This is a genomic window from Aminobacter sp. GW821-FHT11F06 (assembly GCF_058808215.1).
In genome coordinates, this window is record NZ_JBXARL010000012.1 from 26076 (window position 1) to 49150 (window position 23075).

Below are 23075 nucleotides of genomic sequence, written 5' to 3' on the forward strand. Positions count from 1 at the left end.
ATTTTACCCTCGATCCGTGTCTGCTGCGGCGGGATTGATCGACAATAGTCATCACGAACTGGCCGTCACGAGTGAGCATGCTGTCGCTATGGATGGGCTTCCACCCATCCACAAGAATCCGTTTGATCGAATTCTCATTGCCCAGTCGATCGTCGAGGGCATCACGCTGCTGGTGCAGTGAGACCTGCAATCACCCGGCGGCAGGTCGAGCCACCCGGGGTTTTCGCTGCGCGGGTGACCTCTAAAGGCGGGGTCTCTCGAACTAGAAAGAGCACTGTTCCAAGCGCTCGGCAATGTGACTGAAATTTGACCTCTGTCTTGATCGTCGGCCGATGATTTCATCGGTATTCACCAGAAGCTGCGGACCGCGTTGCGCGCGGCATCGGCCTTTTCAGGCGAATGCACTTCTCGATGTTTTCATGCAGCTTTTGTGCGCTCTGCAGGCTGCTGTCCTCGCGGGTCACGTGAACAAACAGATGGTTCAGAGCGGATTCGATCAACATGCCAAGGGGGACCAGCAGGTCGCTGCCCGAAGCAGCGGCGGGCGCTGCTCATGCCGGCCCAAGGCTGATCAAAAAGCCATGGACGGAGCGGGCGTCCATGGCTTTGCGGCTGCCTGTCAGGCTGCCTGCAGCGGAGATCCGTGCGGATCAGATCTACCGCAATACGCTGGTGACCTTGTCACCTTCGTCGTTGAGCTGAATCGAAACCTTTTCGCCGACTTGCAGGGCAGGAAGCGCAACATCGCGCGGAATGGTGAAGCTCTTGCCGCTCTCGAGCGTAACGACGCGCGTATACGGGTTGAACTTGGTGATCATACCGTTCGAGGATGACGCCAAGGCGGCGCCCGACATGAAGGCGAGTGAAGCGGCTGCGAGAACAAGGGTCTTCATTGCGTGTTTCCTTCTTGGGAGGTGACGCCAATATCGGCGACGTCCCTTTTTTAGCGGGCCTCTGTTTCGTGCCGTTTTCCGAGCCAGGCGATAAATGTTTCGTTTGTTTCAATCTGGAGAGAAGCGAAGAAAAATGAAAGGCCAGGCCGTCACAAAGACGTTTCCGTACGATCTGGAACGATTTCGGGCTCAGCCTCACGACGGGGCCAAGCACCATGGCGGCCGGGCGGAGGCGCTGCGATCGCGATTGGGTAGCGCGGTGAAGAGGCGGGCTCGGGCGAGTTGGTCGTGTCGCTGGATGGAGGCGGGGCCCGCAGCCATGCCTGTTTTGGCGGGTGAGCCGTTGGGCCGACCGGCCGGCCGAATACGTTATCGTTGGGGAGTGAACGTAGGTTACGGGCTTCGCCTCGGCGGCCAAACGGCAAACGGCGGTTGCCCGGTTATCGCGCGGCTGAACTCCAGGCGCGGGCTGTGTGCCACGCCTGCAAATTGCGTTCTGATCGATCGGCAGCTGTCAGGTGAGCGGCAATCAAGGGGTCGATGATGTGGGGATCGGTCAGCGGCGCCATATGTCCCGCATCCGGGACCATGACCAGGCGTGCGCCCGGAATCGTTTCCGCGACCATCTCCGTGACGCGCAGGCTGGCGAGCGGGCTTTCGAGCGCCATCACAGCCAGGGTCGGGCAAGCCAGTCGGGCGCAGTTTGCCAACGGCCATGATCCGGCAAGCGATGCGGCGAGGTTCGAGGCCACCTGGGCCGCTTGCGCGGCAAGCTTGCGGCGGAGAGCCGCGCTGGACTTCTCCCACGCGCCGTGGCCATGCCAGAAGTCGATATAGGCGCGCATGGCCGCTGCCGACTCGTTGGCAGCGACAGCGGCATGAATATCTTCTGCGAGTGTGGCTAGTTCGACAAACAAGGCCACGTCGTTCGGATCGCCATCGCGCAGCAGGTGATAGACCGCCGGTTCGATGAGCGTCAGGCTGCGCACCAGATCCGGCCGCGCCATTGCGATTTCCATGGCCAGTGCAGCGCCATGCAGATGGCCGACGACGTGCATCTGCCCGTCGTTGCGCTGCATGGCTGCGATCAAGCTTGCGGCGATCTGCTCCATGCCGCGCGCAACATTCAATTGCGCATCGCCATATCCGGGCAGATCTGGTGCATGCAGCCGGTAGCGGGCCCTGAGGTAGTCCGAGAGGCCATGCCATTGCTGCCCGCTACTGGCAGCACCATGGAGCGCCAGCACGGGTGGTCTGAAATCAACCTCCGCGACATCAAGCCTGTTCAAGTCAGCCCAGGTCGTCTTCATGGCCACGTCTCCGGTCAGCGGAAGAACCATGGGCAAGCCAATCTATTTCGCACCTGGGAACGCCAATGTCCTTCAGCAGGAAGTCGTCCAGTTCGGACAGATGCTTAACGGCGCGGTGATGTGCGCGCCGTGCGCGGTATGCCTGAAAGGCAAGGCGAAGTTTCGCAACCCAGGATGGGGCAAGAGCAGAAGCTGGAGATCGTATGGTGAGCGTGGGCATTTTGGGACCTCCGTCCGTGAGCGACGCCAGACCAGCGACGTTTCTGTTCTAGTTCATTCCTATTTCAGCTCGTTTTCTGGAATTGGCGTGCAGTGTTTCGTTTGTTTCAAACGGATGACGTCCGCGCCTTTTCCCGTCGGGGCTCAGTCGGCACGCGGCGTGCTGTCTGCGCACGGAATGAGCGGCTTGGCGCCAAGACGTGCAGCGCTACCGGTCAGCGTGTCGGATGACGTGAGACCGAAACTGCGCGGCGCGCTGCGGGTCGTGGAACGTACCGGTGCTTCCCAAAACAGGTGCCGCATCCTTCCCGGCGATGCACCCAGCGAGGCTTGGGAAGAGAAGTCGGAGACCTCGCCTGGCATGGTTGTGTAGGGTGCCGAGTGCGGCTGCCTGACGGACAATCCGTCAAAGCTCGGAAACAGCATGAGCGAGCCGAAATCATTGGCATGTGCTGCGCCGAATGTCGGCACCACAGCGGTTAAGGCGAGAAGGGTCAGTCTCATCTTCCATCTCCTCATGAGGTGTTCGGTTGGTTGACGTCGCGCGTCCTGTCGTGCGCGCAGCCCATCAACAGAGCGCGGGTTTTTTGGTAGACTGCCTCGGGCTGCCCAGAGCGGCCGAGCGAAGTCGACGCAGTGGAAGCTAACGCAGCCCTGTTTCAGCCTGCCCTCCAAAATCGAGGGAAAATGTTTCGTTTGTTCACTGTTCTGCGCGGAAGTGGAGCAATTGAAACAAAACGGAAGGCTTTCGACCTAAAACCGAAACACAGGGCTTGTATGCAATCACGCCGCCGTGAAGACGATGCGGAGGCTTCTACCTGACATCGAGGAGATGACGCATGCAAGCTGACGGCAGGACTGCCGAGGCGGTTGAACGTGAAGCGACAGCTCTCATGCAAAAAGTGCTCGATGCCTGCCCGGTGCCGACGCGTATGTCGACCATCGAAGGGGATACGCTCTATCGCAATCCCGCCAGCAGAGAACTCTATGGCGACCGCGCGCACATCGGCGACTATTACGTCGATCCCGACGATCGCAAGACGCTGGTCCGCGTCCTGCTGGATAAGGGCTGCATCGATGATTTTCGAGTCCGCCAACGCGACGCCAACAACAACATCTTCTGGGGTTCGATCTCGGCGCGGCTGATCGACTTCCAGGGACGGTCGGTGATCGTCTCCAACGCGACGAACATCACCGACATCATCGTCGCCCAGGACCAGACCCGGCAGGCCAATGAGCGGTTGGCCGACGGCATCGAATCCCTGGCGGAAGGATTTGCGCTTTACGACAGGGACGATCGCCTGGTTCTGGCCAACAGCCAGTATCGAAAGATGCATTCCGTCAGCGCCGACGTGTTGGTTCCCGGGGTCAATTGGTTCGACTTCCTGCGCGTGACAGCGCAACGCAACCAGTTTCCCGTTTCAGACGACAAGATCGACGACTGGCTGGTCGAACGGGCCAAGGATCGGCGAGAATTCCGCCAGCAGGAATTCCAACACAGCGATGGAGGTTGGTTCTTTGTTTCGAATTGCCCGACCCGCGAGGGCGGCTTCGTTGTCACCCGGCTCGACATCACCGAGCGCAAGCGCGCTGAGCTGGCTGCGAAAGAGGCCGATGAACTGGTGCGCAAGGTCCTGGAGGCCTGCCCGGCCAGTATCCAGATGACCAGGGCAGACGATGGGAAGGTGCTCTATCGGAGCCCGGCTACGGAGGAGTTGCATGGCCACGTCGAGAGCGCCTTCGACAGTTACCTCAACCCGTTGCATCGCAAGCAATTTGTCGAGCGTCTTTTGCGGGAGGGGGCGGTCGATGATTTCGTGACGCAGCTCAAGCGCAAGGATGGTCAACCGTGCTGGTGCTCAATCTCGGCAAGGCTCATCGATTTTCATGGTGAGAAGGTCATTGTCTCGCACAGCTATGACCTTTCCGACCGTATCGAAATGCAGCAGCAACTTGAGCGCCAGCGCGAAACGCTGCACCAAAACGAGAAGCTGTCGGCGCTCGGCGGCTTGCTTGCGGGTGTCGCACACGAGTTGAACAACCCGCTGTCCGTTGTGCTCGGCATGTCCTTGACGCTCAAGGAGACGGCGACCGATCCCAAGACGGTTGAGCGTGCCGACAAGATCAGCAAGGCTGCGGAACGCTGCGCCAGGATCGTCAGGACGTTCCTGGCGATGGCCAGGCAGCAACCGACACGGACCTCGAATGTTTCGATCGATGACATCGTGACGGCGGCGACGGAGGTTGTGGGTTATTCCATCAAGTCGTCCGACATCAAGCTGTCGCTTGAACTCGAACCCGACCTGCCGGCGATCTGGGCCGACCCTGATCAGCTCAGCCAGGTGTTGATCAACCTGCTGGTCAATGCCGAGCACGCGTTGCATGACTGGGACGGCCAACGACAGATCACGGTTTCGACCTGTCGCCACGCGGAGAACGGCAATATCGTCGTCAAGGTGGCCGATACTGGTCCTGGAATATCAGAAGAAATCCTGCCCCGTATCTTCGAGCCCTTTTTCACCACCAAGGAGGTCGGGGCGGGAACCGGCATCGGCCTGTCCTTTTGCCATCGCATCGTCCAATCCCACCAGGGCACGATCCGGGTTGAAACCACTCACGGCGGCGGGTCAACGTTCGTGGTGACGCTTCCGGCTTCCGACCGGCACGTAGAACGGGCCGAGAGCGTAACAGCTGAACCGTCCAAATCGACAGGGCGCGTCTGCCTGGTGGTGGAAGATGAAAAGGACGTTGGTGAGTTGATAGCCGAAATTCTCACCCAGGACGGCTTCACGGTGATCATCGCCAAATCAGGTAAAGAGGCGCTGATGCAGCTGAAGCTGCGAACGTTCGACATCATTCTCAGCGATCTGAGAATGCCTGATATGGATGGCCGCAGGCTCTACAACCATGTCTCCGACGTCTATCCCGCGCAGGCTGACAGGCTCGCTTTCCTGACCGGTGACACAATCAGCCCGGACGCGCAGGTCTTCTTGCGCGCAACAAGGCGGCCTTACCTCGAGAAGCCCGTAAAGCCGTTCGAACTCCGGATGTTTGTCTCGAAACTGGTCAACAGGGACGGCTGAAGCACGAAGGATTTGCCTGCCCTTTCGAAGAGGGCTATTTTCACCCCGAGGTGAGGACGCGTTGAACGCCAACCCGCACATCGTTGTCTGCGATGACGAGCCGGATATACGCGACACGGTCGCCGAGTATCTGGAACGCAATGGTTTCGCCGTCACAACCGCCGATGCAGGTCCTTCCCTGCGCGCGCTCATCGACGCTCAGCCGCCTGTTGATGTCGTCATACTCGATATCCGCATGCCTGGCGAAGACGGCCTCTCGCTGGCGCGTTTTCTGCGCGAGCATTCCAAGGTTGCCATCATCATGCTGACGGGCTCAGCCGAGATCATTGACCGGGTGGTTGGTCTCGAGATTGGTGCCGACGACTATATCGCCAAGCCCGTCGACTTGCGGGAGTTGCTTGCCCGGGTGAAGGCAGTGCTGCGCAGAACCTCAGGGCATGAGCAGGCGAGGGGGGATCATCTGGGTCCGCATATAGCCCAGTTCGGCAGCTGCCGGCTGGACCTGGAAACCCACAAGTTGCTCGACGCCGATGGTGCCGACATTGCCATTACGCCGATGGAGTTCCAGCTCTTGAAAGTGTTTGCCGACAATCGCGGGCGAACGCTCAACCGTGACCAGTTGCTGGAGCTTGCCCACGATCGCGGATGGGATCCCTTCGATCGCAGCATCGACATCAGGATTTCCCGGCTGCGAAAGAAAATCGAGCACGATCCCTCCAAGCCGGAGGTAATCAGGACCATCCGCGGCGTGGGATATCTCTACGCGTAGGACCTCGCGTCGCGCGCATTGATCAATTTCGCCCTTTGGAGCCGCAACTCTTTCGACTGATCGATATCGGAGGGGTCTTCAGATGAACCATGCGATACAATTCGTGCAGAGGACCGCGCAGTCCGCTACGTGGCCCGTCTCCAAATCGACCACATGTCGTTCAATAGTTGTCCTTAACAAGCACCTCGATGCGGATATCTTCCTGAGACGCGATCAGGTCGCGGCCTCCGCGCGCCGCTTAAGATTAATCAATGGATTGCGTCTTCGCCGATTGCCGGGCTCGGGGCTTGTTCTGCCCAGCGAGAACGCGCCATTCACCGGCCAGGTTCCCTCTGCGGCGGTCCCGCCTGTTTGAGAAAGACGAGTGTGCCGTCGAGTTGTGAGACAACGATGGTGCCCTTGTCAGGGCCGAGCACTGCGACGGGTCGCGTCAGCCCGTCGAGAAGCACTTGTCTATTTCCGGAGACGAGGTCCAATTCGATGAGCCTGCCGCTGCCGGATGCCCATCCAGCAGATTGGTCGAAGGTGCCGTGCTCGAGAACCAGCATCTCGCCTTTCGTTTCGAAAGCGACATCGACTGGAGCATTCAGGTCGGCCGCCTCGATGCGGGCGCTGCTTGCCTGCCCCGTTTGCGGTAGCGAGACGACCCGGCCGCTGCCCGCGACAAAGGGAAATCCGCCGAACAGGGAAACGTAGAGCCTGTCCCCATGCGCGGCGATGCCGGTCGGGACAGCGTCGAATTGGTAAGTCTGCCTATTGTTGAACTCGGTCGGCGACAGGGCGGTCATTACCTGGCCGCTGACTGTCAGCTGGGCGAAAGTGAAAAGCGACGCCTGGCCGCTGCCATCGACAGAAAGTCGTTCGATCGAGTTCCGCGCGGCATCGACGACATAAAGTGTGTCGCCCGACAGGGCAAAATCGTAAGGGTTCCAGAAATCGCTGCTGACGAGCCTGACCATTGCACTTTCGTCGACTTCGATAACTGCGTGGCCGTTGGGGCCTTCCATTTGGTCCGCTGGCGTCCATCCCTGGGTGACAAGATAGTGGTTGGCAAAGCGGAGGACACGGTAGGGACCTGTCGGATCGCCCATCACATCCGTGCCATGGGGGAGGGTCGGGCCGAAGGCGGTGAAGCGGCCGTCCGGTGTGCGTCGATAGAGGCGCCCGTCGGCAAGGTTCGTAACGAGAAGTGCGTCGCCGTCACGCGCCAAGCCGGCGAAGATCGCCCCTGGCTTGCGGATGATGTCCACTTCGTATCCAGGCGCTGCCTTCGGCTGTGCCAAGGCGCTCGTCGTCATCAAGGCAAGGGCAATCAATCCTGCGATCGTACGCATCGAAAGCCTCCGGTGGCAGAAAAGCGGAAATCGGGATCATAAGCGAGCCGGTAGGTGGCGCTAAGCCGGCTTGGATCACTATTCCACGCGCCGCCGCGAAGCACGCGGAATTTGCCTGCGATGCCGGGCAGCACCTCGCCACTATAGGGCGCATAGAAATCTCGGGTCCACTCCCAGACATTGCCGACAAGATTGAACAGACCCTCCTTGCTCGCTCCGTCGGGAAATGAACGTGCCGGCGCGGTCATGGCATAGCCGTCGCTGTCGTCGGCGCCGCAGCAAATGTCGCTTCCGTGGTTCGCCCGCGTGGCGTCAACGGGCGCGTCGCCCCAGGGAAAGCGAGCACCGTCCGTACCGCGCGCGGCACGCTCGTATTGCTGTTCGGATGGCAGCCGCAGGCCGTAGTAGGTGCAGAAAGCCGCAGCGTCGGCAAAACTTACGCCGACGACCGGCCGGTCGGGCAGGCCGAGAATGGGATGCTCGCTGTAGAAAGCGGCGCGATGCCCGGTCGCTTCGACGAAGCGCTTGTATTGCGCGTTGGTGACCTCGGTTTCGTTCATGGCGAAACCCTTGCCGTCGATGGTGCGGCGGGGGCGCTCGTTCTCCTGGCCCGTGTCGTTGCCGAAAACGAACGGGCCTGCCGGTATCTCGATAAGCGGGTTGCCGGGAATCGTATCATGGGCCACGGCGCCGGCGGTCGGTGTGAGCGCCGCAGCAACCGCGAGCATTCTAGAAATCGACGCGTTCCTGGCTCTTGCGATCAAAGAGAAACACCCGTTCCGGAGCAAAGCCGACATCCACCATCTGGTCGAAATCGCCAACGAAGTTCTTGTCGGCGCGAAGCGTGAGAAGCGAGTCTCCGGCTCTAACCGTGACCAGCGTGCTTTCGCCGGTCAGTTCGACCGAATAGATCGGGGCGGTGACATTGGCCTTCCCGCTTCCGGCAGGAAGGACATGGACGTCCTCCGGGCGCACGCCGAGCACCGCGCCTGCGACGTTCGAACGCCCAAGGCCGTCGATCCTGATGCCGCCGGGGCTTGCGAAGGCGCCCTCGACCACGTCGCCGTCGATCAGATTCATGGGCGGCGAGCCGATGAAGCCGGCGACAAAAAGGGTGCGCGGATTGTTGTAGATCTCCTTTGGCGTGCCAAGCTGTTCGATCACGCCCTTGTTCATCACCGCCACCCGGTGGGCGAGCGTCATCGCCTCGATCTGATCGTGGGTGACGTAGATCGTCGTCACTTGCAACTCGTGCTGGAGGTGCTTGAGTTCGGCCCGCATCTGCACCCGAAGCTTGGCGTCGAGGTTGGAGAGCGGCTCGTCCATGAGGAAGACTTTTGGGGTCCGGATGATGGCGCGGGCGAGGGCCACCCGCTGGCGCTGTCCGCCGGAAAGCTCCTTCGGCAGCCGGCTGAGCAGGCCATCGAGCTCCACACGGCGCGCGACCTCCATGACCATCTGCCGCCGCTTGTCATCGGGCACTTTGCGGATCTTCAGGGGATACCCGATATTGTCCGCAACGGAGAGATGCGGGTAGAGCGCGTAGGACTGGAACACCATCGCGACGTCGCGGTATTTCGGCAGCATTTCGTTGACCAGGTCCTCGCCGATGAAGATGTCGCCTGCGCTGACCTCTTCCAGGCCCGCGACCATGCGCATGGTCGTGGTCTTGCCGCAGCCCGAGGGGCCAAGCAGGACGAGAAACTCCTTGTCGCGCACCTCGAGGTTGAGGTCGCTCACGGCGACGAAGGCGCCGAATTTCTTGACCACGCCCTTGAAGGTGACTGAGGCCATGATTCACCCCTTGACCGCGCCGAAGGAGATGCCGCGCACGAGATGCTTCTGGACAACGAAGGCGAACATCATGATCGGGATGCAGGCGGTGAAGCCGGCGGCGCTGATTTCACCCCAATAGGTGTTGTATTGCGTCACGCGCCCGGCAATGCCGATCGGCAGGGTCTGCGACCTTTCGGTCAGGGTCAGGATGAGGGCGAGCAGGAATTCGTTCCACGAAATGATCAGGCAGAAGATGGCGGTGGCTGCCAGGCCGGGGCGGGCGAGCGGCAAGGCGACGTGCAGGAACGCGCCCCACCGGGTGTCGCCATCGACCATCGCGGCTTCCTCAAGCTCGACTGGCAGGTCCTGGAAGTAGCTCTTCATCATCCAGGTCGCGAAGGGCAGGTTGAACGCTGTGTAGGCGATGACCACGGCCGGCTTGGTGTTCAGCATGCCGAGATAGTTGAAGGCGATGTAGAGAGGGATGATGGTGACGATCGGCGGCATCATGCGCGTCGACAGGATCCAGAAGGATATCTGGTAGCGCCATTTGCCGGGATATTGGAACCGGGCAAGCGCGTAGCCGGCCAGCGAGCCGAAGACGACCGAGACGAGTGTGGTCGAGACCGCGATGATCAGGCTGTTCAACGCATAGATGAGGAATGGCCGTTCGATGAAGGCGGCGTGGTAGTGCTTCAGCGTCGGATTGGCCGGCACCCATTCAGGCGGGATCGAGAAAATGTCGATGTCGTATTTGAACGAATTGGCCGCGATCCAATAGACCGGGAACAAGGTGACGACGAGTGCCATCGCAATCGTCACATGGGCGGCGAGGCGCTGGACATTGAGGCTCGTTCGGCGGCGCGTCATATCCGGGCTCCTAATCGGCCAGCCGCATGCGCTTGATGAACCACGTGCTGAACGTGACAGTCGCAAACAGCACGAAAAGCGAAATGGCCGCCGCGTAGCTTGGGTCGGCAAAGCGGTAGGCCACCTGGTAGATGTAGAGGCTGAGTGTCTTGGTGCGGTCGGCGGGACCACCGCCTGTCAGGATGAAGACCAGGTCGAAGAGCCTGAGCGCATCCATCATCCGCAACAGCAGCGCGATGGCGATCACCGGTTTCAGGAACGGCAGCGTCAGGTCCCAGAACTGCCGCCAGGCCGACGCCCCGTCGATCGCTGCGGCCTCGTATGGCTCGTTCGGCAGGCTGGCGAGCCCGGCAAGCATCAAAAGGAAGATGAATGGCGTCCACTGCCAAACATCGGCGACGATGACGCAGAACATCGCAAGGCTGACGTCGCCAGCCCAGGCCTGGAGCGGCAGGCCGAGCCGGAACATGATCTCGTTGAGAACACCGAATTGCGGCTCGTAGATGAGCTTCCAGGTGATCGCCACCGCGACCGGCGGCAGCATCATCGGCAGCATCAGGATCGTCTTCAGGAAATTCATCCTGCGGATATGGCGGTCGAGCAGCAGGGCAAGGCCAAGGCCGAGAAGGAACTCGGCGCCGACGGCAAAGATGGCGAACACCAGCGTATTCCACAGGCCGACATGGAACTGCTCGTCGGTAAGCAGCTTGAGAAAATTGTCGGCGCCGGCGAATTGCCAGGCCACGTCGGGGTTCGGGCTGATCCGCGTTGCCGCGGCAACGACCATGTAGATCGACGGGAAGATGGTGAGCGTCAAAAGCACGATCATCGCCGGCGCGAGCATAAGCACGCGCAGGTGGCGCTCGAACCATCGTTCGAACGAATTTCCGAACTTCGCATCGGCAGCGACGGTCATCGGAAGTTCTGTCGTCTAATCGGGTTGATCATAGCACAGGCAAGACGAGGGCTATAGCTGGCGTGGTCCCGTGCGTCGGGTACGAAAGGTCTCGGCAAAATGGAGCGGCATCTCTGCTACCGCTCCACTCAATCACCGAGCGGCCTGCTATTTGAGGCCGGTTATCGCTTCGACCGCCGCCTGGGATTTCTTCAGCGCTTCCGCAGGCGTTTCCGTGCCGGCCACGGCCTTTGATAGCTCGATCCCGAAGGCATTCTCGATTTCCGGCCATTTCGGATGACGCGGACGCGGCGTCGAGGCTTCGATCGCTTGCATGAGGACGGGATAGTGCCGGAATTTTTCCTGGCTGGTCAATCCGGGATCGGTGAAGACCGACTTGCGCACCGGCGGGTTGCCGCGCTCGGCCGAGATTTTTATCTGTTCCGGCGAGGTCGCCCACAACATGAAATCGAACGCCTCCTGCTTGTTCTTGGCCGCGGCCATGATGCCCATGGTCCAGTGGCCGATTTCCGAGCTGCCCGGCTTGGTGCCGGCCGGGATGGCGGAGTAGGAGATCTTGCCGACCATCTTCGACTGGCTGGGGTCTTCAAAAGTCGCGACCCAGTTCGGCCAGTTGATCGACGAGGCTGCGGTGCCGGCCGCCAGGGCCTGGCCGACCTCGTTGGCGTTGAAACTCTCGACACCCTTTGGCGAGACGTCGCGCAGCGCCATGAAGGTCTTCATCGCGGCAGCACCCTCGGGTGTGTCGATCGTCACCTTGGTGCGGTCGGCGTTGAACATGTCGGCACCGTAGGACCAGAAGATCGGCATGAAGTCGGCAACCACGGGGTTGCCCTGGCCGCCCCGGAAGACGTAGCCGAAGTAGCGGCCGCCGCCCTTGTCGGAGAGTGCCTTGGCTGCCTTGAGCACGTCGTCCCAGGTCTTGGGCGCGGTGACGCCGGATTCCTTGAACTTGGCGGCGTCATAAAAGAACATCTGCGCGTTTCCGACATAGGGCAGGCATACGTAAGGGCCCGTATTGTAGGGATTGCGGCAGATCGCCAGAGACTTCGACAGGAAGTCGCTGTCAGGACCTTTGAGCCCGGCATTCTTGAAGTACGAGGTCAGGTCCACGAGGTGGGCGTTTTCCGCGAAGAACGGAATCCACGGATCGTCCATGAGCACGATGTCGAAGGCGCCGGATTTGGTCTGGCCGGCGTTGGCGGCCTGCTCGAAGACGTTGCTGTAGGGCGCCTGGACGATCTCGACTTTTGTGCCCTTCAGCTTGGCATAGTCGGCAGCGGCTGCCCTGAGGCCGTCGCCCTCGCTTCCTGAAGGGACGAGCACGGTTATATCGGCCCAGGCGTTTGCCGCCATCAGCGACGACAGCGCAAAGGCTACAGAGAAAAGAAGCTTGCTGATCATTGTATTCCTCCCTTTCCCATCTCCTGATCCGGAGCTGCCCATTGCCGCTCCAGCCTGTCGGGCGGGCCCCAAGGGCGCTCGCTCAAGTCATGCAGTGGGACGGACGGCTCGTTTTTTTGCTTCTGTGCCCGCTCTGCTCTCGATCGATTCCACTGCGAAGATTCAAAGGCTTGGAGTGTCCCTTGTGCGTCCATTCGAACGCACAAGCTTCTAGGCACCGTTGACCAATCACGAAGCGCATGAGCAGCTCCGCTGCAATCGGCAACGTAAGAAGGGGATGTGTGGTCAGCGCAAGGGGCCACTTGGGACCGCCAAAGCATCAACATCGACACGCGGATCGTGGGTTGTCGCAACCCACATCTCTCGCAGGGTGCACCGAGGTGCATTACAACTTCTACTTTATCAGTTTGGCAGCTTCAGTTGAAGGGGATGCAGGCTCGACGGACCAATTTTGCTCGACCGAGGGGTGCGCTGCAAACTTTACCCGTTATGAGGGATCGCATGGCTTTGCGCTCCTTAGCCGAGGTTGGGATGGTCCTGAGTCGGCACAGTTCCTGGCGTCGCGCGGCCGTCCAAACGATATTTCCCCCTGGCGAGTGCTTGCCGGAAGGAGGGAAACCGTTCCTCGCGGAGCCAGGACGGTTCTGATCGAGCCCAAGCAGATTGAGCACAATTATTGTCGATTATTCTGTTGAAGAATTGTCGGCAATTTGATTGGATCAGGCTGTTGAAGAGGGAGCGGTCGGCGGGGCATCCGTCAGAACCGTAATGGGAGGATAAAAATGGTAATGTTCCGTAGGGCATGCCGCATGGCTGCGGCTGCCGCTTTGCTACTGGGCTCTTCCGCCGTAGCAGCCGAGGCAGCGTCGACTTTGGAGGCGGTCAAGGCGCGCGGCAAACTGATCTGCGGCGTTTCGATGGGCACGACAGGTTTTGCCCTCGCGGACGCGCAAGGCAAGTTCGCCGGCTTCGACGTCGATGTCTGCCGCGCTGTCGCAGCAGCCGTATTCGGCGACCCCAACAAGGTCGACTTCGTGATGACCAACATCAACACGCGGTTCCAGATCCTGCAGTCGGGCGAGATCGATATCCTTTCGCGCCAGACGACAATGACCTACTCGCGCGAGGCCTCGCTCGGGATCGATTTCGGACCTGCTGTCTTTTACGATGGCCAGGGCCTGATGGTCGCGAAAAGCCTCGGCATCACGAGCGCCAGGGACCTCGACGGTGCCGCCGTCTGTACATTGCCAGGCACCACGACCGCGCAGAACCTGGCCGACTTCTTCCGCGCGACAGGCAAGAAGTTCGAGCTGGTGGTGTTCGAAAACCCGGATGAAAACAACAACGCTTTCTTCTCGGGCCGCTGCGACGCCGTGTCGTCGGATCGCTCCGACCTCGCCTCCATTCGCGCCGCCTCGAAAAGCCCGGACGACTATGTGATCCTGCCGGAGACCATCTCCAAGGAGCCGCTGGCCCCTGCGGTGCGCCAGAACGATTCCAACTGGCGCGACATCGTCTCGTGGTCGGCGTGGATGCTGATGGCTGCTGAAGAAAAGGGCCTCACTCAGGCCAACGTCGAAGAGCAGCTCAAGAGCGAGGATCCGGAGATCCTGCGCATGCTTGGCGTCACCGACGAACTCGGCCCGATGCTCGGCCTCGACAAGGCGTGGGGCTACAACATCGTCAAGTATGTTGGAAACTATGCCGAGGTCTTCGACCGCAACCTCGGAGAAAAGACCGCGCTTGGTCTGAGCCGCGGACCGAACACCTTGTGGAACAAGGGCGGTCTGCTTTACCCGCCGCCCTTCAGGTGAGGTTTTGAGGCGATACGGCGCATGTCTGTGTGACATGCGCCGTGTTTTCTGGAACAGACCTCCCTGAGGACAGCCGGCTTGTCGCCCATAGTTCTTTTAAGAGACCGGCGCGCTCGCGAGCTGGCATACCAGGTCATATGTGTTGCGGCCGTCGTCGCCTGTGGCTGGTATCTGCTTCACAACGCGCTCGGCAATCTCGCCCAGCAGGACATTGCCACCGGATTTGGCTATCTCGGCCGCGAGGCCGGTTTCATCATCAGCGAAGCGCCGATCGCCTATGAGCCATCCGACAGCTATGCGCGCGCCGTGCTGGTCGGTCTGCTCAATACGGTGAAGGTGTCGCTGCTGGCGATCGTGCTGGGAACGATCATCGGCACGCTTGTCGGCATTGCCAGGCTGTCGAGCAATCCGCTGCTTTCGCGGCTCATGCTGGTTTATGTCGAAGCGCTGCGCAATGTGCCGCTGCTGCTTTACCTGTTCCTCTGGTATTCGGCGATCATCTTCACCCTGCCGCCGGTCAAGCAGGCGATCACGCTTCTGCCTGGCGTCTACGTGTCGAACAGCGGGCTGGTTGTGCCGGCAGTCGTCTGGAATTCGGGCTTCTGGGCTGTCGCCATAGCCGTCGGAGTGGGGCTGGCGGCCGCCCTTGCATGGCAGGCAATGGCAAAGCGCAGGCGCATTGCAACTGGCAAAGCAAAGCCGGGCTGGCCGATTGCACTCACGCTGCTTGTTGCCCCGGTCATTGTCGCTGCGATGTCGTTCGACATCAGTGCCCAGCTCGACTGGCCGGAACTGGGCCGGTTCAGGCTGACCGGCGGGGCGCATCTCAAGCCGGAATTTGTCGCTTTGCTGCTCGGGCTGACGCTCGGCGCTTCCGCGACCGTGGCCGAGATCGTGCGCAGCGGCATCCTGGCGATCGGCAAGGGGCAACGTGAAGCCGCGCAAGCGCTGGGGCTGTCAGACCGCCTGACCATGCGGCTTGTCATCCTGCCGCAGGCGCTGCGGATCATCGTGCCACCGATGACCAATGTCTATGTGACGACATTCAAAAACAGTTCGCTGGCGATCGCCATCGGCTATCCAGACCTGGTGATGGTCTCCAACAACATCATGAACCAGACCGGACAGGCCATCGAGCCGATCGCGCTGTTCATGCTGGTCTATCTGTTCCTTTCGCTTGCGACGTCGCTGTTGATGAACTGGTACAACGCGCATGTCGCGCTGAAGGGCCGCTAGCCATGAGCGATCGTACCGCGACATTGGCCGACCAGCGCATCACGCGCCCGCCTGCTCGCCGCAACTCGCTGGCGAAGACCTATTTCGGGACGCCTGGCAACACGGTCGTGACGCTAATCTGCCTTGCCGTCCTGGTATTCGCCGCCAAGGTGGCGGTGGGCTGGCTGTTGGTCAATGCGGTGTTCGACGGCACGCCCGAGGACTGCAAGGCAAGCTCGGGTGCCTGCTGGCCCTACCTCGCCGCCAAGCTGCGCTACATGCTGTTCGGCATTTATCCTTTCGACGAGCAATGGCGGCCGCTGTTGGCGACGCTGTTATTCATCGCGGCCATGGCTGTGTCAGGCATTCCGCGCCTGTGGGGGCGATCCCTGCTGGTCGCTTGGGTGGTGTTGCTGCCCATCTTGTTCCTGTTGATGGCCGGCGGTGCGTTCGGGCTCACTTCCGTGCCGACGTCGCAATGGGGCGGCCTGCCGCTGTCGTTCATGCTCACCTTTATCGGGCTCGCCTGCGCGCTGCCGCTCGGCATCCTCCTGGCGCTCGCTCGGCTGTCGAGCCTGCCGGCAATCCGCATCCTGGCGGTCACCTTCATCGAGCTGGTACGCGGCGTTCCCCTGATCAGCATCTTGTTCATGGCCTCGGTCATGCTGCCGCTGTTCATGCCCGAAGGGGTGACCATCGACAAACTGCTGCGGGCGCAGGTGGCGATCATCCTGTTTGCGGCCGCCTACATCGCCGAGATCGTGCGGGCGGGACTGCAGGCGCTGCCGCGAGGCCAGACGGAAGCCGCGCAGGCGTTGGGACTTCACTACTGGCAATACACCGTGCTCGTGACCGTTCCGCAGGCCCTCAAGATGGTGATCCCTCCGCTGGTGTCGCTGTTCATCGGTTTCTTCCAGGACACGACGCTGGTCACCATCGTGGGCCTGCTGGATTTTCTGAGTACCGTCCGCACCGCACTGCGCGATCCCAATTGGCAGGGCATCGCCGTGCTGGAAGGCTATGTATTCGCAGCCGTGGTCTACTTCGTGTTCAGCGCGCTCATGGGCGCGTATAGCCGCTATCTCGAAAAACGATTCAGGGTGGGTCATGACTGAAATCACGGTCATTCGCGACGTCGAAACCATTGTTGCCTACGACCCGGATGGCGACCGGCAGGTCTACCGCCACGGCGGCGACGTTGCCTTCGACGATACCGGGCTGATATGCGTCGGCACACGCTTCGAGGGCCAGGCAACGACGGAGCTGTCAGGCAGGTCGCGGATGGTCATGCCCGGCCTGATCGACATCCATTGCCATTCGCATGACGAGCCGATGGCCAAGGGCATTTTCGAGGATGTCGGCACCGCGGCCCTGTGGGGCCAGGCCATGTATGAGTATTCCAGCGTCATCGACGGCGGCGAAGACGCGCGCGCGGCCTGCCTGACTGTGATGCTGGGCGACCTGATGCGCTCGGGCGCGACAACCGTGCTCGATATCGCCGGCGCCCATGACATCTGGCTCGACATTGCGGCCCAAAGCGGCGTGCGCGGTTACCTCGCGCCCGGTTTCCGCCAGGCGGACTGGGTGGTGCACGACAGCCACCGGCTCGACTACGTGTGGGACGACAAGGCCGGCCGGGATGCCTTCGCGCGGGCGCTGGATTTTGCCGATCGGGCAAGGGCGCATCCGAGCGGGCGGCTGGACGGCGTCATCTCGCCGTCGCAGGTGGAAACCTGCCGTCCGGACCTTCTGGTCGATGCCGCCGGCGAAGCGCGGCAACGCGGCATGCGCATCACGATCCATACCGCACAGACCATGGCAGAACATGAAGAGCTTTTGCGCCGCACCGGGCTGACCGGGGTGCAATATCTCGACCAGCTCGGCGTGCTCGGCACTGATGTCATTCTGGGTCACTGCATCTTCGCCGACCACCATTCCTGGACGCGGCAGCGAACCAGCAACGACCTTGCAACGCTGGCCGGGCGGGGAACGTCTGTCGCGCATTGTCCGGTGACCTTTGCCCGCAGCGGCATGGCGCTGGAGACGCTGGGCGACTATCGCCGCGGCGGCGTGAACGTTGCCATAGGCACCGACAGCTACCCGTTCAACATGCTGGAGGAGATGCGCCAAGCCTTGATCTGCTCGCGGCTTGGCGGCAAAAGCGTTTTCGACATCACCACGGGCGACATTTTCGATGCCGCCACACTTGCCGGCGCACGCGCGCTCGGCCGGTCCGACATCGGCAGGCTGAGCGTCGGCGCGAAGGCGGATCTGCTGGTGATCGACCTCGACGCCCCGTCGATGCGTCCGGTCTACGACCCGCTGCGCAGCCTGCTCCACTGTGCTGCCGAGCGCGCGGTCGAACGGGTCTATGTCGATGGACGGCTGACGGTCGATCGGGGCAAGCCGACGCAACTGGACTACGATGGGGCTGTGCGGGAAATGCAGTCGCTGCAGGACTGGGCCACCGCCCGCGCGGGCTTGCTCGATCCGCGGCGTCGCGACATCGCCGAACTGGCGCCGATGTCGCTGCCCGTACTCGGAAGGTAGCCGCTTTGCCCATCAGGTCAGGATGGGATAGCTCGGTGAAAAGATCTCGGACACTGGCGGGTGTTGCCAGCTTCTGTCGGGATATTTGGCGATCAGGCCCTCGAACTGGCGCTGCGCGCGCTCGCGCGCTGTGCGGATATCGAGGTTTGCTACTTCGCCGTCCAGCATCGACAGCCGCCCGTCGACAAAGACCGCCTGCGTGACCTTGCCCGAACCGCCCAGCACAAGCGTGGTGATCGGATCGATGGTCGGCGTCATGTAGGGATCGTCGAGGCGGAACACGGCAATATCCGCCTTGGCACCGGGGGCGAGGCGGCCGATATCGGTTCGCCCCAGCGCTTTCGCCCCGCCTAGGGTCGCCGCATCGAAAAGCTCGGCGCTCAGCACGGCGTCAGAGGCTTTCTCGCTGATGCGGCAGCCCACCACCCCCATCAAAAGGTTCATCAGCATGTCAGGCGGGGCCGTGTCGGTCGCCATGCCGATATTGATGCCCAGCTTGCGGCATGCCGCGAACGAATTGAGCGTGCTGCCCATGCGCGCCGACACCAGTGGCGAGTGGGCGATGGACACGCCGTGTTCCGCGTAGAGCTGGAGATCGGCTTGCGAAGCGTGGGTGCCGTGCGGCGCGATGAGGCGCTCGTTCAGCAGGCCATGATCAGCCATCCATTGCGGACCGGTCGCGCCATGCAGGAGATTCATGGTCTCCAGCTCGAGCTTGCCTTGAGCCATATGCAACCGCACGCGGCAATCGAGGTCGCGCGCGGCGTCCATCGTCCGCTGCAGCAGACCAAGGGTGTTTGTCTCGACCCGATCAGGAGCAAGCATGCCATTGACCAGGCCACCGTGGCGGCCATGCTGGCGCTCGATGAAGCCGATGGCATCGGCCAATCCTTCAAAGCCTCTGTCTTCGTCGAACATAGGCACGATCTTGCCCGGCGCTTCCAGCACCATGCCGCCGGAGCGGTAGGCGGGGCTCAAAAAGACGCGAAGCCCAAGGTCGCCAGCCGCGTCGGCCGCGGCATCGAATTCGGCGACGGTTTCGCCCCACTCGCGATAATAGAGCGAGGCGATCGGGGCGGCCGAGGTGATGCCATTGAGCAGCAGGAGGCCGAAGGAAAAACGCTTCTGGAAGGCCAGTTCCTCCAGAGAGTACATCTCGTAGGGGCCGCGCTCGACATAGGAGCGCGGCCAGATCCGGCCCCTGGCCCAGCCGGGCTGGTTGTCGGTGACCAGGCCGTAGGTGTCGATATCCGAGAGCGCGTCGAGATCGATCAACCCGGGACTGATCAGCGCGCTGCCGAAATCGATCCGGCGGGCAACCTCGCCGTCAAAGCGACGACCGGCAAAGACGACCTTGCCATCCTCCATCACCAGTTCGCCGCGGGGCACCAGGCAATGGCCGTCGCCGTGATAGGCGAGCAGCCAGTCGGCCGTCATCAGCGTGCGGCCTGCCGGTCGTTGGCCAAGGATGAGATCGGTAGCGCGTATCATGGCAGTTCATTCCGTTGGATGCGTCCTCGCAACCTCGGGGGATGGCGAGGTCAAAAAGAAAGGGCGTTTCATCAGGAGATGAAACGCCCAGTAGCTTGGGAGAAAGGTGGCCGCGCTTACTTGCCGGCCATCTGGGTCAGCCAGTGGCGGGGCTTGTTGTCAGAGCGGAAGTCGACGCTCTTGACCTTGTCCTGCATCGCCCAGGCAATCGGCTGCTGATGAAGCGGGATCAGGATCGTATCGTCCTTGGCGATCTTGAGGGCCGCTTCTTCCAGCTGCAGACGCTTGGTGACGTCGGGCTCTTGCACCGATTGCTCGACCAGCTTGTCCAGCTCCGGATAGGACCATCCGCCATAGTTGGACACGCCGACCTTGCCGGTCTTGGTGGAGAGCACCTGGGCCAGGATGGAATAGGCGTCCAGCGTCGGTTCGTTTGCCCAGCTCAGGTTGAACATGTCGGCCTGGCCCTGCGTACGCTTGGGCGACTGGATGGCGCGCGGCGCGATATCGATCGACGGATTGAAACCGGCGCGCTTCAGCATGTTTGTGATGCCGACGCAGAAGTCCTCCTCGTTGATGCTCTCGTCGTTGGAGCACATATAGGTGAACTGAAGCCCTTCCTGGCCGGCTTCGGCAAGCAGCTTCTTGGCACGCTCCGGATCGGCTGGGCTATAGGTGTCGAGCGACTTGGCGTAGCCCGAGATTTCAGGGGCGATCAGCGAGCCGGACGGACGGGCCACCCCGCGCATGACCTTGGCGTTGATCAGGTCGCGGTCGATCGCCGCTTCGACTGCCTCACGCACACGCACGTCGTTGAACGGATTTGCGCGACCGTCCTGCAGCTTCTCCTTGCGGTTGAAGCCGAGGAAGACCGTCCGGAACTCGGTGCGCTTCATGACCGAGAGGCCCGGAGAGCTTTCGAGACGGGGAAGGTCCTGGATCGGTGCGGAATCGACCAGATCGACTTCACCGGACAGCAGCGCTGCGACGCGCGTCGCCGCCGAGGCGATCGGCATGTATTCGATGCGATCGAGATTGTGCTTCTTCTCGTCCCACCAGGCGTCGTTGACGACCAGCACGGTCTTGCTGTCCGCAACGCGGCTCTCCAGCTTGAATGGGCCCGTGCCATTCGTGTTGTGGGTCGCGTAGCCCTCCGTCTTCGTGTCGACGGCGGTCGGTTTTTCGGAGTTGTTGTCCTTCAGCCATTTCGCGCTGAACATGAAGATGTTGGTCATGTCATTGAGGAATAGCGACGTCGGCGCCGAGACCTCGACGTCGACGGTGTAGTCGTCGACCTTCTTGCTGCTGACGTAGAGCGGGATGTTGCCACGCAGCGGCGAGGTCGGATCGGTGACGCGGTTAAGCGAGGCGATCACGTCGTCGGCGGTGAAGTCCGCGCCGTCGTGGAACTTGACGCCCTTGCGCAGGGTGAAGCGCCAGACCTTGTTGTCGATGAGCTTCCACTCGGTCGCAAGCGCCGGCTCGATCTTGAAGCTAGCGTCGTAGCGGACCAGCCCCTCATAGATATGGTTGAGGAACGAAAGGTTGAACGTCGACGCGATCGAGTCCGGATCGAGTGAATAGATGTCGGCGCGACCGCCCCAACGCAGGGTTTCCGCATTGACCGGTCCGGCCATGACGGCTGCGGCCATTGCACCGAGAATGAGTCTTTTCAAGCGAGCCATTTTTCCTCCCAGGATCACGCTTCCTGCCTTGCAGCATCGTAACGAATGGCAAGATTGTCAACAATATTGTTGACGCAAATTGCCGACATCGGTAGCAAAATGGTCGAAAGCTGCGCGCGGCCATTCGGGGCCTGCGGGCCTGGCGGTGGCCGCAATTACGTTGCGGCCCGGCAAAATGGGAGGAAATCGCTTGAACGACCTGCTACTGCTCCACGGCACCATTGTCACCGTCGATCCTGACAGGCGTATCATCGAAGACGGGGCAATCGCCATTTCGGGCGACAGGATTGTCGACATTGGCGCCGCCAGCGATCTCAAGCCGAGGCATCCAGACAAGAAGGTTCTGGATTGCCGCGGCAAGCTCATCATTCCCGGGCTCATCGACGCGCACGGACATGCCGGCCATGTGCTCATCCGCAGCATCGCGGCGGATACCAATTCGATGTGGATGCGGATCGTAACCCCGACCTATCACCACTATACGACCCGCGACTACTGGTATGCAGACGGACTCGTTTCGGGTCTCGAGCGCCTGCGCGCCGGCGTCACGACAGGCGTCAGCATCATCTCGTCCATGCCAAGAAGCGACGATCCGGTCTTTGCCAGCAATCACGCCAAGGCGTATAGCGAGATCGGCTTACGGGAAGTCATCTGCGTCGGCCCGGCGGGCCTGCCATGGCCGCATTCGGTGACGCGCTGGGAGACTGGAAGTCCGGTGCGGCGGCACGTCTCGTTCGAGGAGATGATCGAGGGCACCGAGGCGACGATCCAGGAGCTGAACGGCAGTGCCGACGGGCGCATCAAGGTGTTCGTGACGCCGTTCACCATCGTGCCCTCGCTCGACCCGTCGAACATGTCGACGCCCGACCAGGCGGTCAAGCTGACAGCTGACGACCGCATGCAGGCGCGGCGAGTGCGCGAGACAGCGCGGAAATGGGGCGTGCGCATCCATTCCGACGCCTTTGCCGGACAGATCCGCATGGCATTCCAGGACAAGGAAAATGCAATCCTCGGCCCAGATGTGCACTTGCAGCACTGCTGGGGCATTTCGCACCAGGAGATCGACATCCTCGCCGAGACCGGAACCTATGTCACCCACGCACCGCCCGGCCGTGCCACGCCGATCCTCAACATGATAGCCAGGGGCGTGCCGGTAGCCATCACCACCGATGGCGTGTCCCCCAGCCGTCACTTCGACATGTTCCAGACGGCTCGCCTGGCGCAATATACCCAGCATCTGCTGGCCAATCACGACCGCTACCTGCTGCCCCCCGGCAAACTTTTCGAGATGATCACCATCGATGCGGCCAAGGCTCTGGGCATGGCGCACGAAATCGGTTCGCTGGAAGTCGGCAAGAAGGCCGACATCGCCATCATCAACATGCGCCAGCCGCATTTGACGCCGAACTGGATGGTGATCCATCGGCTCGCGCATCAGGTTCTCGGCAGCGACGTCGAGACCGTCATCGTCGATGGCAAGGTCCTGATGGAAGGCGGCAAGGTGCTGACGACTGACGTCGAGCAGGCGCTCGATTTCGGCGAGCACGAAGCCCAGGCGTTGGTCGAACGGGCGGGCTTGCAGGCGCATATGCATAGCCCCGGATGGGGACAGCTGAGCCGGACATTCGACGAGCCGGTGGTACCGCCTGCGCCTCCGGCTGTCTGAAATCGGTGTCCGGTTGAACGCCAATCGGTCCGCTTGGGGTAACCCCGGCGGACCGATTGTTGAGCGATGGTCGTTGCCGG

At 61.5% G+C, this 23075-nt stretch carries 20 protein-coding genes and 1 pseudogene; 8 read left to right on the forward strand and 13 right to left on the reverse strand.

Going from position 1 to position 23075, the window contains the following annotated elements:
- Positions 1 to 34 precede the first annotated feature (34 nt).
- Positions 35 to 181 carry a hypothetical protein gene (locus tag AC1RTB_RS23770; RefSeq protein ID WP_492881626.1) on the forward strand — a complete coding sequence of 49 codons (147 nt, stop codon included), beginning with the start codon at positions 35 to 37 and terminating at the stop codon, positions 179 to 181.
- Between the two features lie 81 nt (positions 182 to 262).
- Here the strand turns inward: AC1RTB_RS23770 and AC1RTB_RS23775 are convergent.
- From AC1RTB_RS23775 to AC1RTB_RS23795, 5 genes and pseudogenes are all read right to left on the reverse strand, one after another.
- Positions 263 to 539 (reverse strand): annotated as a pseudogene (locus tag AC1RTB_RS23775) (hypothetical protein); the annotation flags it as partial.
- Positions 540 to 656: 117 nt separating this feature from the next.
- A complete protein-coding gene (locus AC1RTB_RS23780) occupies positions 657 to 893 on the reverse strand; it encodes a DUF1344 domain-containing protein (RefSeq protein WP_492881627.1) in 237 nt (78 codons plus the stop codon).
- Positions 894 to 1333: 440 nt separating this feature from the next.
- Entirely contained in the window at positions 1334 to 2203 is an 870-nt protein-coding gene (locus AC1RTB_RS23785) for an alpha/beta fold hydrolase (protein ID WP_492881628.1), read from the reverse strand.
- Positions 2184 to 2423, reverse strand: a complete 240-nt coding sequence (locus tag AC1RTB_RS23790; protein ID WP_492881629.1) for a DUF1127 domain-containing protein — start codon at positions 2421 to 2423, stop codon at positions 2184 to 2186. The genes AC1RTB_RS23785 and AC1RTB_RS23790 overlap by 20 nt, the downstream gene beginning before the upstream one ends.
- Positions 2424 to 2566: 143 nt before the next feature.
- Positions 2567 to 2926 (reverse strand): hypothetical protein, encoded by a 360-nt coding sequence (locus AC1RTB_RS23795; RefSeq protein ID WP_492881630.1) that lies wholly within the window; start codon positions 2924 to 2926, stop codon positions 2567 to 2569.
- A 335-nt stretch (positions 2927 to 3261) separates the two neighbouring features.
- On the opposite strand from AC1RTB_RS23795, the gene AC1RTB_RS23800 reads away from it, so the two are divergent.
- Both AC1RTB_RS23800 and AC1RTB_RS23805 read left to right on the forward strand, forming a co-directional pair.
- Positions 3262 to 5505, forward strand: coding sequence for a hybrid sensor histidine kinase/response regulator (locus AC1RTB_RS23800; protein ID WP_492881631.1), 2244 nt, complete (start codon positions 3262 to 3264; stop codon positions 5503 to 5505).
- 61 nt (positions 5506 to 5566) lie between these two features.
- Complete coding sequence (locus AC1RTB_RS23805; protein WP_492881632.1) at positions 5567 to 6274, forward strand: response regulator; 708 nt, start codon at positions 5567 to 5569, stop codon at positions 6272 to 6274.
- Positions 6275 to 6588: 314 nt separating this feature from the next.
- Here AC1RTB_RS23805 and AC1RTB_RS23810 read toward each other — a convergent pair whose 3' ends face one another.
- The 6 genes from AC1RTB_RS23810 to AC1RTB_RS23835 all read right to left on the reverse strand — a co-directional run bounded on the left by AC1RTB_RS23810 (position 6589) and on the right by AC1RTB_RS23835 (position 12574).
- On the reverse strand, positions 6589 to 7608 hold the full coding sequence (locus tag AC1RTB_RS23810; protein WP_492881633.1) for a ScyD/ScyE family protein: 1020 nt from the start codon (positions 7606 to 7608) through the stop codon (positions 6589 to 6591).
- Positions 7587 to 8336, reverse strand: a complete 750-nt coding sequence (locus AC1RTB_RS23815; protein ID WP_492881634.1) for a formylglycine-generating enzyme family protein — start codon at positions 8334 to 8336, stop codon at positions 7587 to 7589. The genes AC1RTB_RS23810 and AC1RTB_RS23815 overlap by 22 nt, the downstream gene beginning before the upstream one ends.
- A gap of 1 nt (position 8337) precedes the next feature.
- The gene (locus AC1RTB_RS23820) at positions 8338 to 9402 is read right to left on the reverse strand and encodes an ABC transporter ATP-binding protein (protein ID WP_492881635.1); all 1065 of its coding nucleotides are present in this window, start codon (positions 9400 to 9402) and stop codon (positions 8338 to 8340) included.
- A 3-nt stretch (positions 9403 to 9405) separates the two neighbouring features.
- Positions 9406 to 10254, reverse strand: coding sequence for a carbohydrate ABC transporter permease (locus AC1RTB_RS23825; protein ID WP_492881636.1), 849 nt, complete (start codon positions 10252 to 10254; stop codon positions 9406 to 9408).
- Positions 10255 to 10264: 10 nt separating this feature from the next.
- Positions 10265 to 11170, reverse strand: coding sequence for a carbohydrate ABC transporter permease (locus AC1RTB_RS23830; RefSeq protein WP_492881637.1), 906 nt, complete (start codon positions 11168 to 11170; stop codon positions 10265 to 10267).
- Between the two features lie 147 nt (positions 11171 to 11317).
- Positions 11318 to 12574: an ABC transporter substrate-binding protein gene (locus AC1RTB_RS23835; protein WP_492881638.1), complete on the reverse strand. Its 1257-nt coding sequence runs from the start codon at positions 12572 to 12574 to the stop codon at positions 11318 to 11320.
- Positions 12575 to 13362: 788 nt separating this feature from the next.
- Here AC1RTB_RS23835 and AC1RTB_RS23840 point away from each other — a divergent pair.
- From AC1RTB_RS23840 to AC1RTB_RS23855, 4 genes are all read left to right on the forward strand, one after another.
- Positions 13363 to 14388: an amino acid ABC transporter substrate-binding protein gene (locus AC1RTB_RS23840; protein WP_492881639.1), complete on the forward strand. Its 1026-nt coding sequence runs from the start codon at positions 13363 to 13365 to the stop codon at positions 14386 to 14388.
- 78 nt (positions 14389 to 14466) lie between these two features.
- Complete coding sequence (locus AC1RTB_RS23845) at positions 14467 to 15624, forward strand: amino acid ABC transporter permease (protein ID WP_492881640.1); 1158 nt, start codon at positions 14467 to 14469, stop codon at positions 15622 to 15624.
- Positions 15625 to 15647: 23 nt separating this feature from the next.
- Entirely contained in the window at positions 15648 to 16718 is a 1071-nt protein-coding gene (locus tag AC1RTB_RS23850) for an amino acid ABC transporter permease (protein WP_492881641.1), read from the forward strand.
- A complete protein-coding gene (locus tag AC1RTB_RS23855; protein WP_492881642.1) occupies positions 16711 to 18153 on the forward strand; it encodes an amidohydrolase family protein in 1443 nt (480 codons plus the stop codon). The genes AC1RTB_RS23850 and AC1RTB_RS23855 overlap by 8 nt, the downstream gene beginning before the upstream one ends.
- 12 nt (positions 18154 to 18165) lie before the next feature.
- On the opposite strand, the gene AC1RTB_RS23860 is transcribed toward AC1RTB_RS23855, so the two are convergent.
- On the reverse strand, positions 18166 to 19644 hold the full coding sequence (locus AC1RTB_RS23860; protein WP_492881643.1) for an amidohydrolase family protein: 1479 nt from the start codon (positions 19642 to 19644) through the stop codon (positions 18166 to 18168).
- A gap of 116 nt (positions 19645 to 19760) precedes the next feature.
- A complete protein-coding gene (locus AC1RTB_RS23865) occupies positions 19761 to 21329 on the reverse strand; it encodes an ABC transporter substrate-binding protein (protein WP_492881644.1) in 1569 nt (522 codons plus the stop codon).
- Between the two features lie 190 nt (positions 21330 to 21519).
- On the opposite strand from AC1RTB_RS23865, the gene AC1RTB_RS23870 reads away from it, so the two are divergent.
- Positions 21520 to 22995 carry an amidohydrolase family protein gene (locus AC1RTB_RS23870; protein WP_492881645.1) on the forward strand — a complete coding sequence of 492 codons (1476 nt, stop codon included), beginning with the start codon at positions 21520 to 21522 and terminating at the stop codon, positions 22993 to 22995.
- The last annotated feature ends 80 nt before the right edge of the window (positions 22996 to 23075 follow it).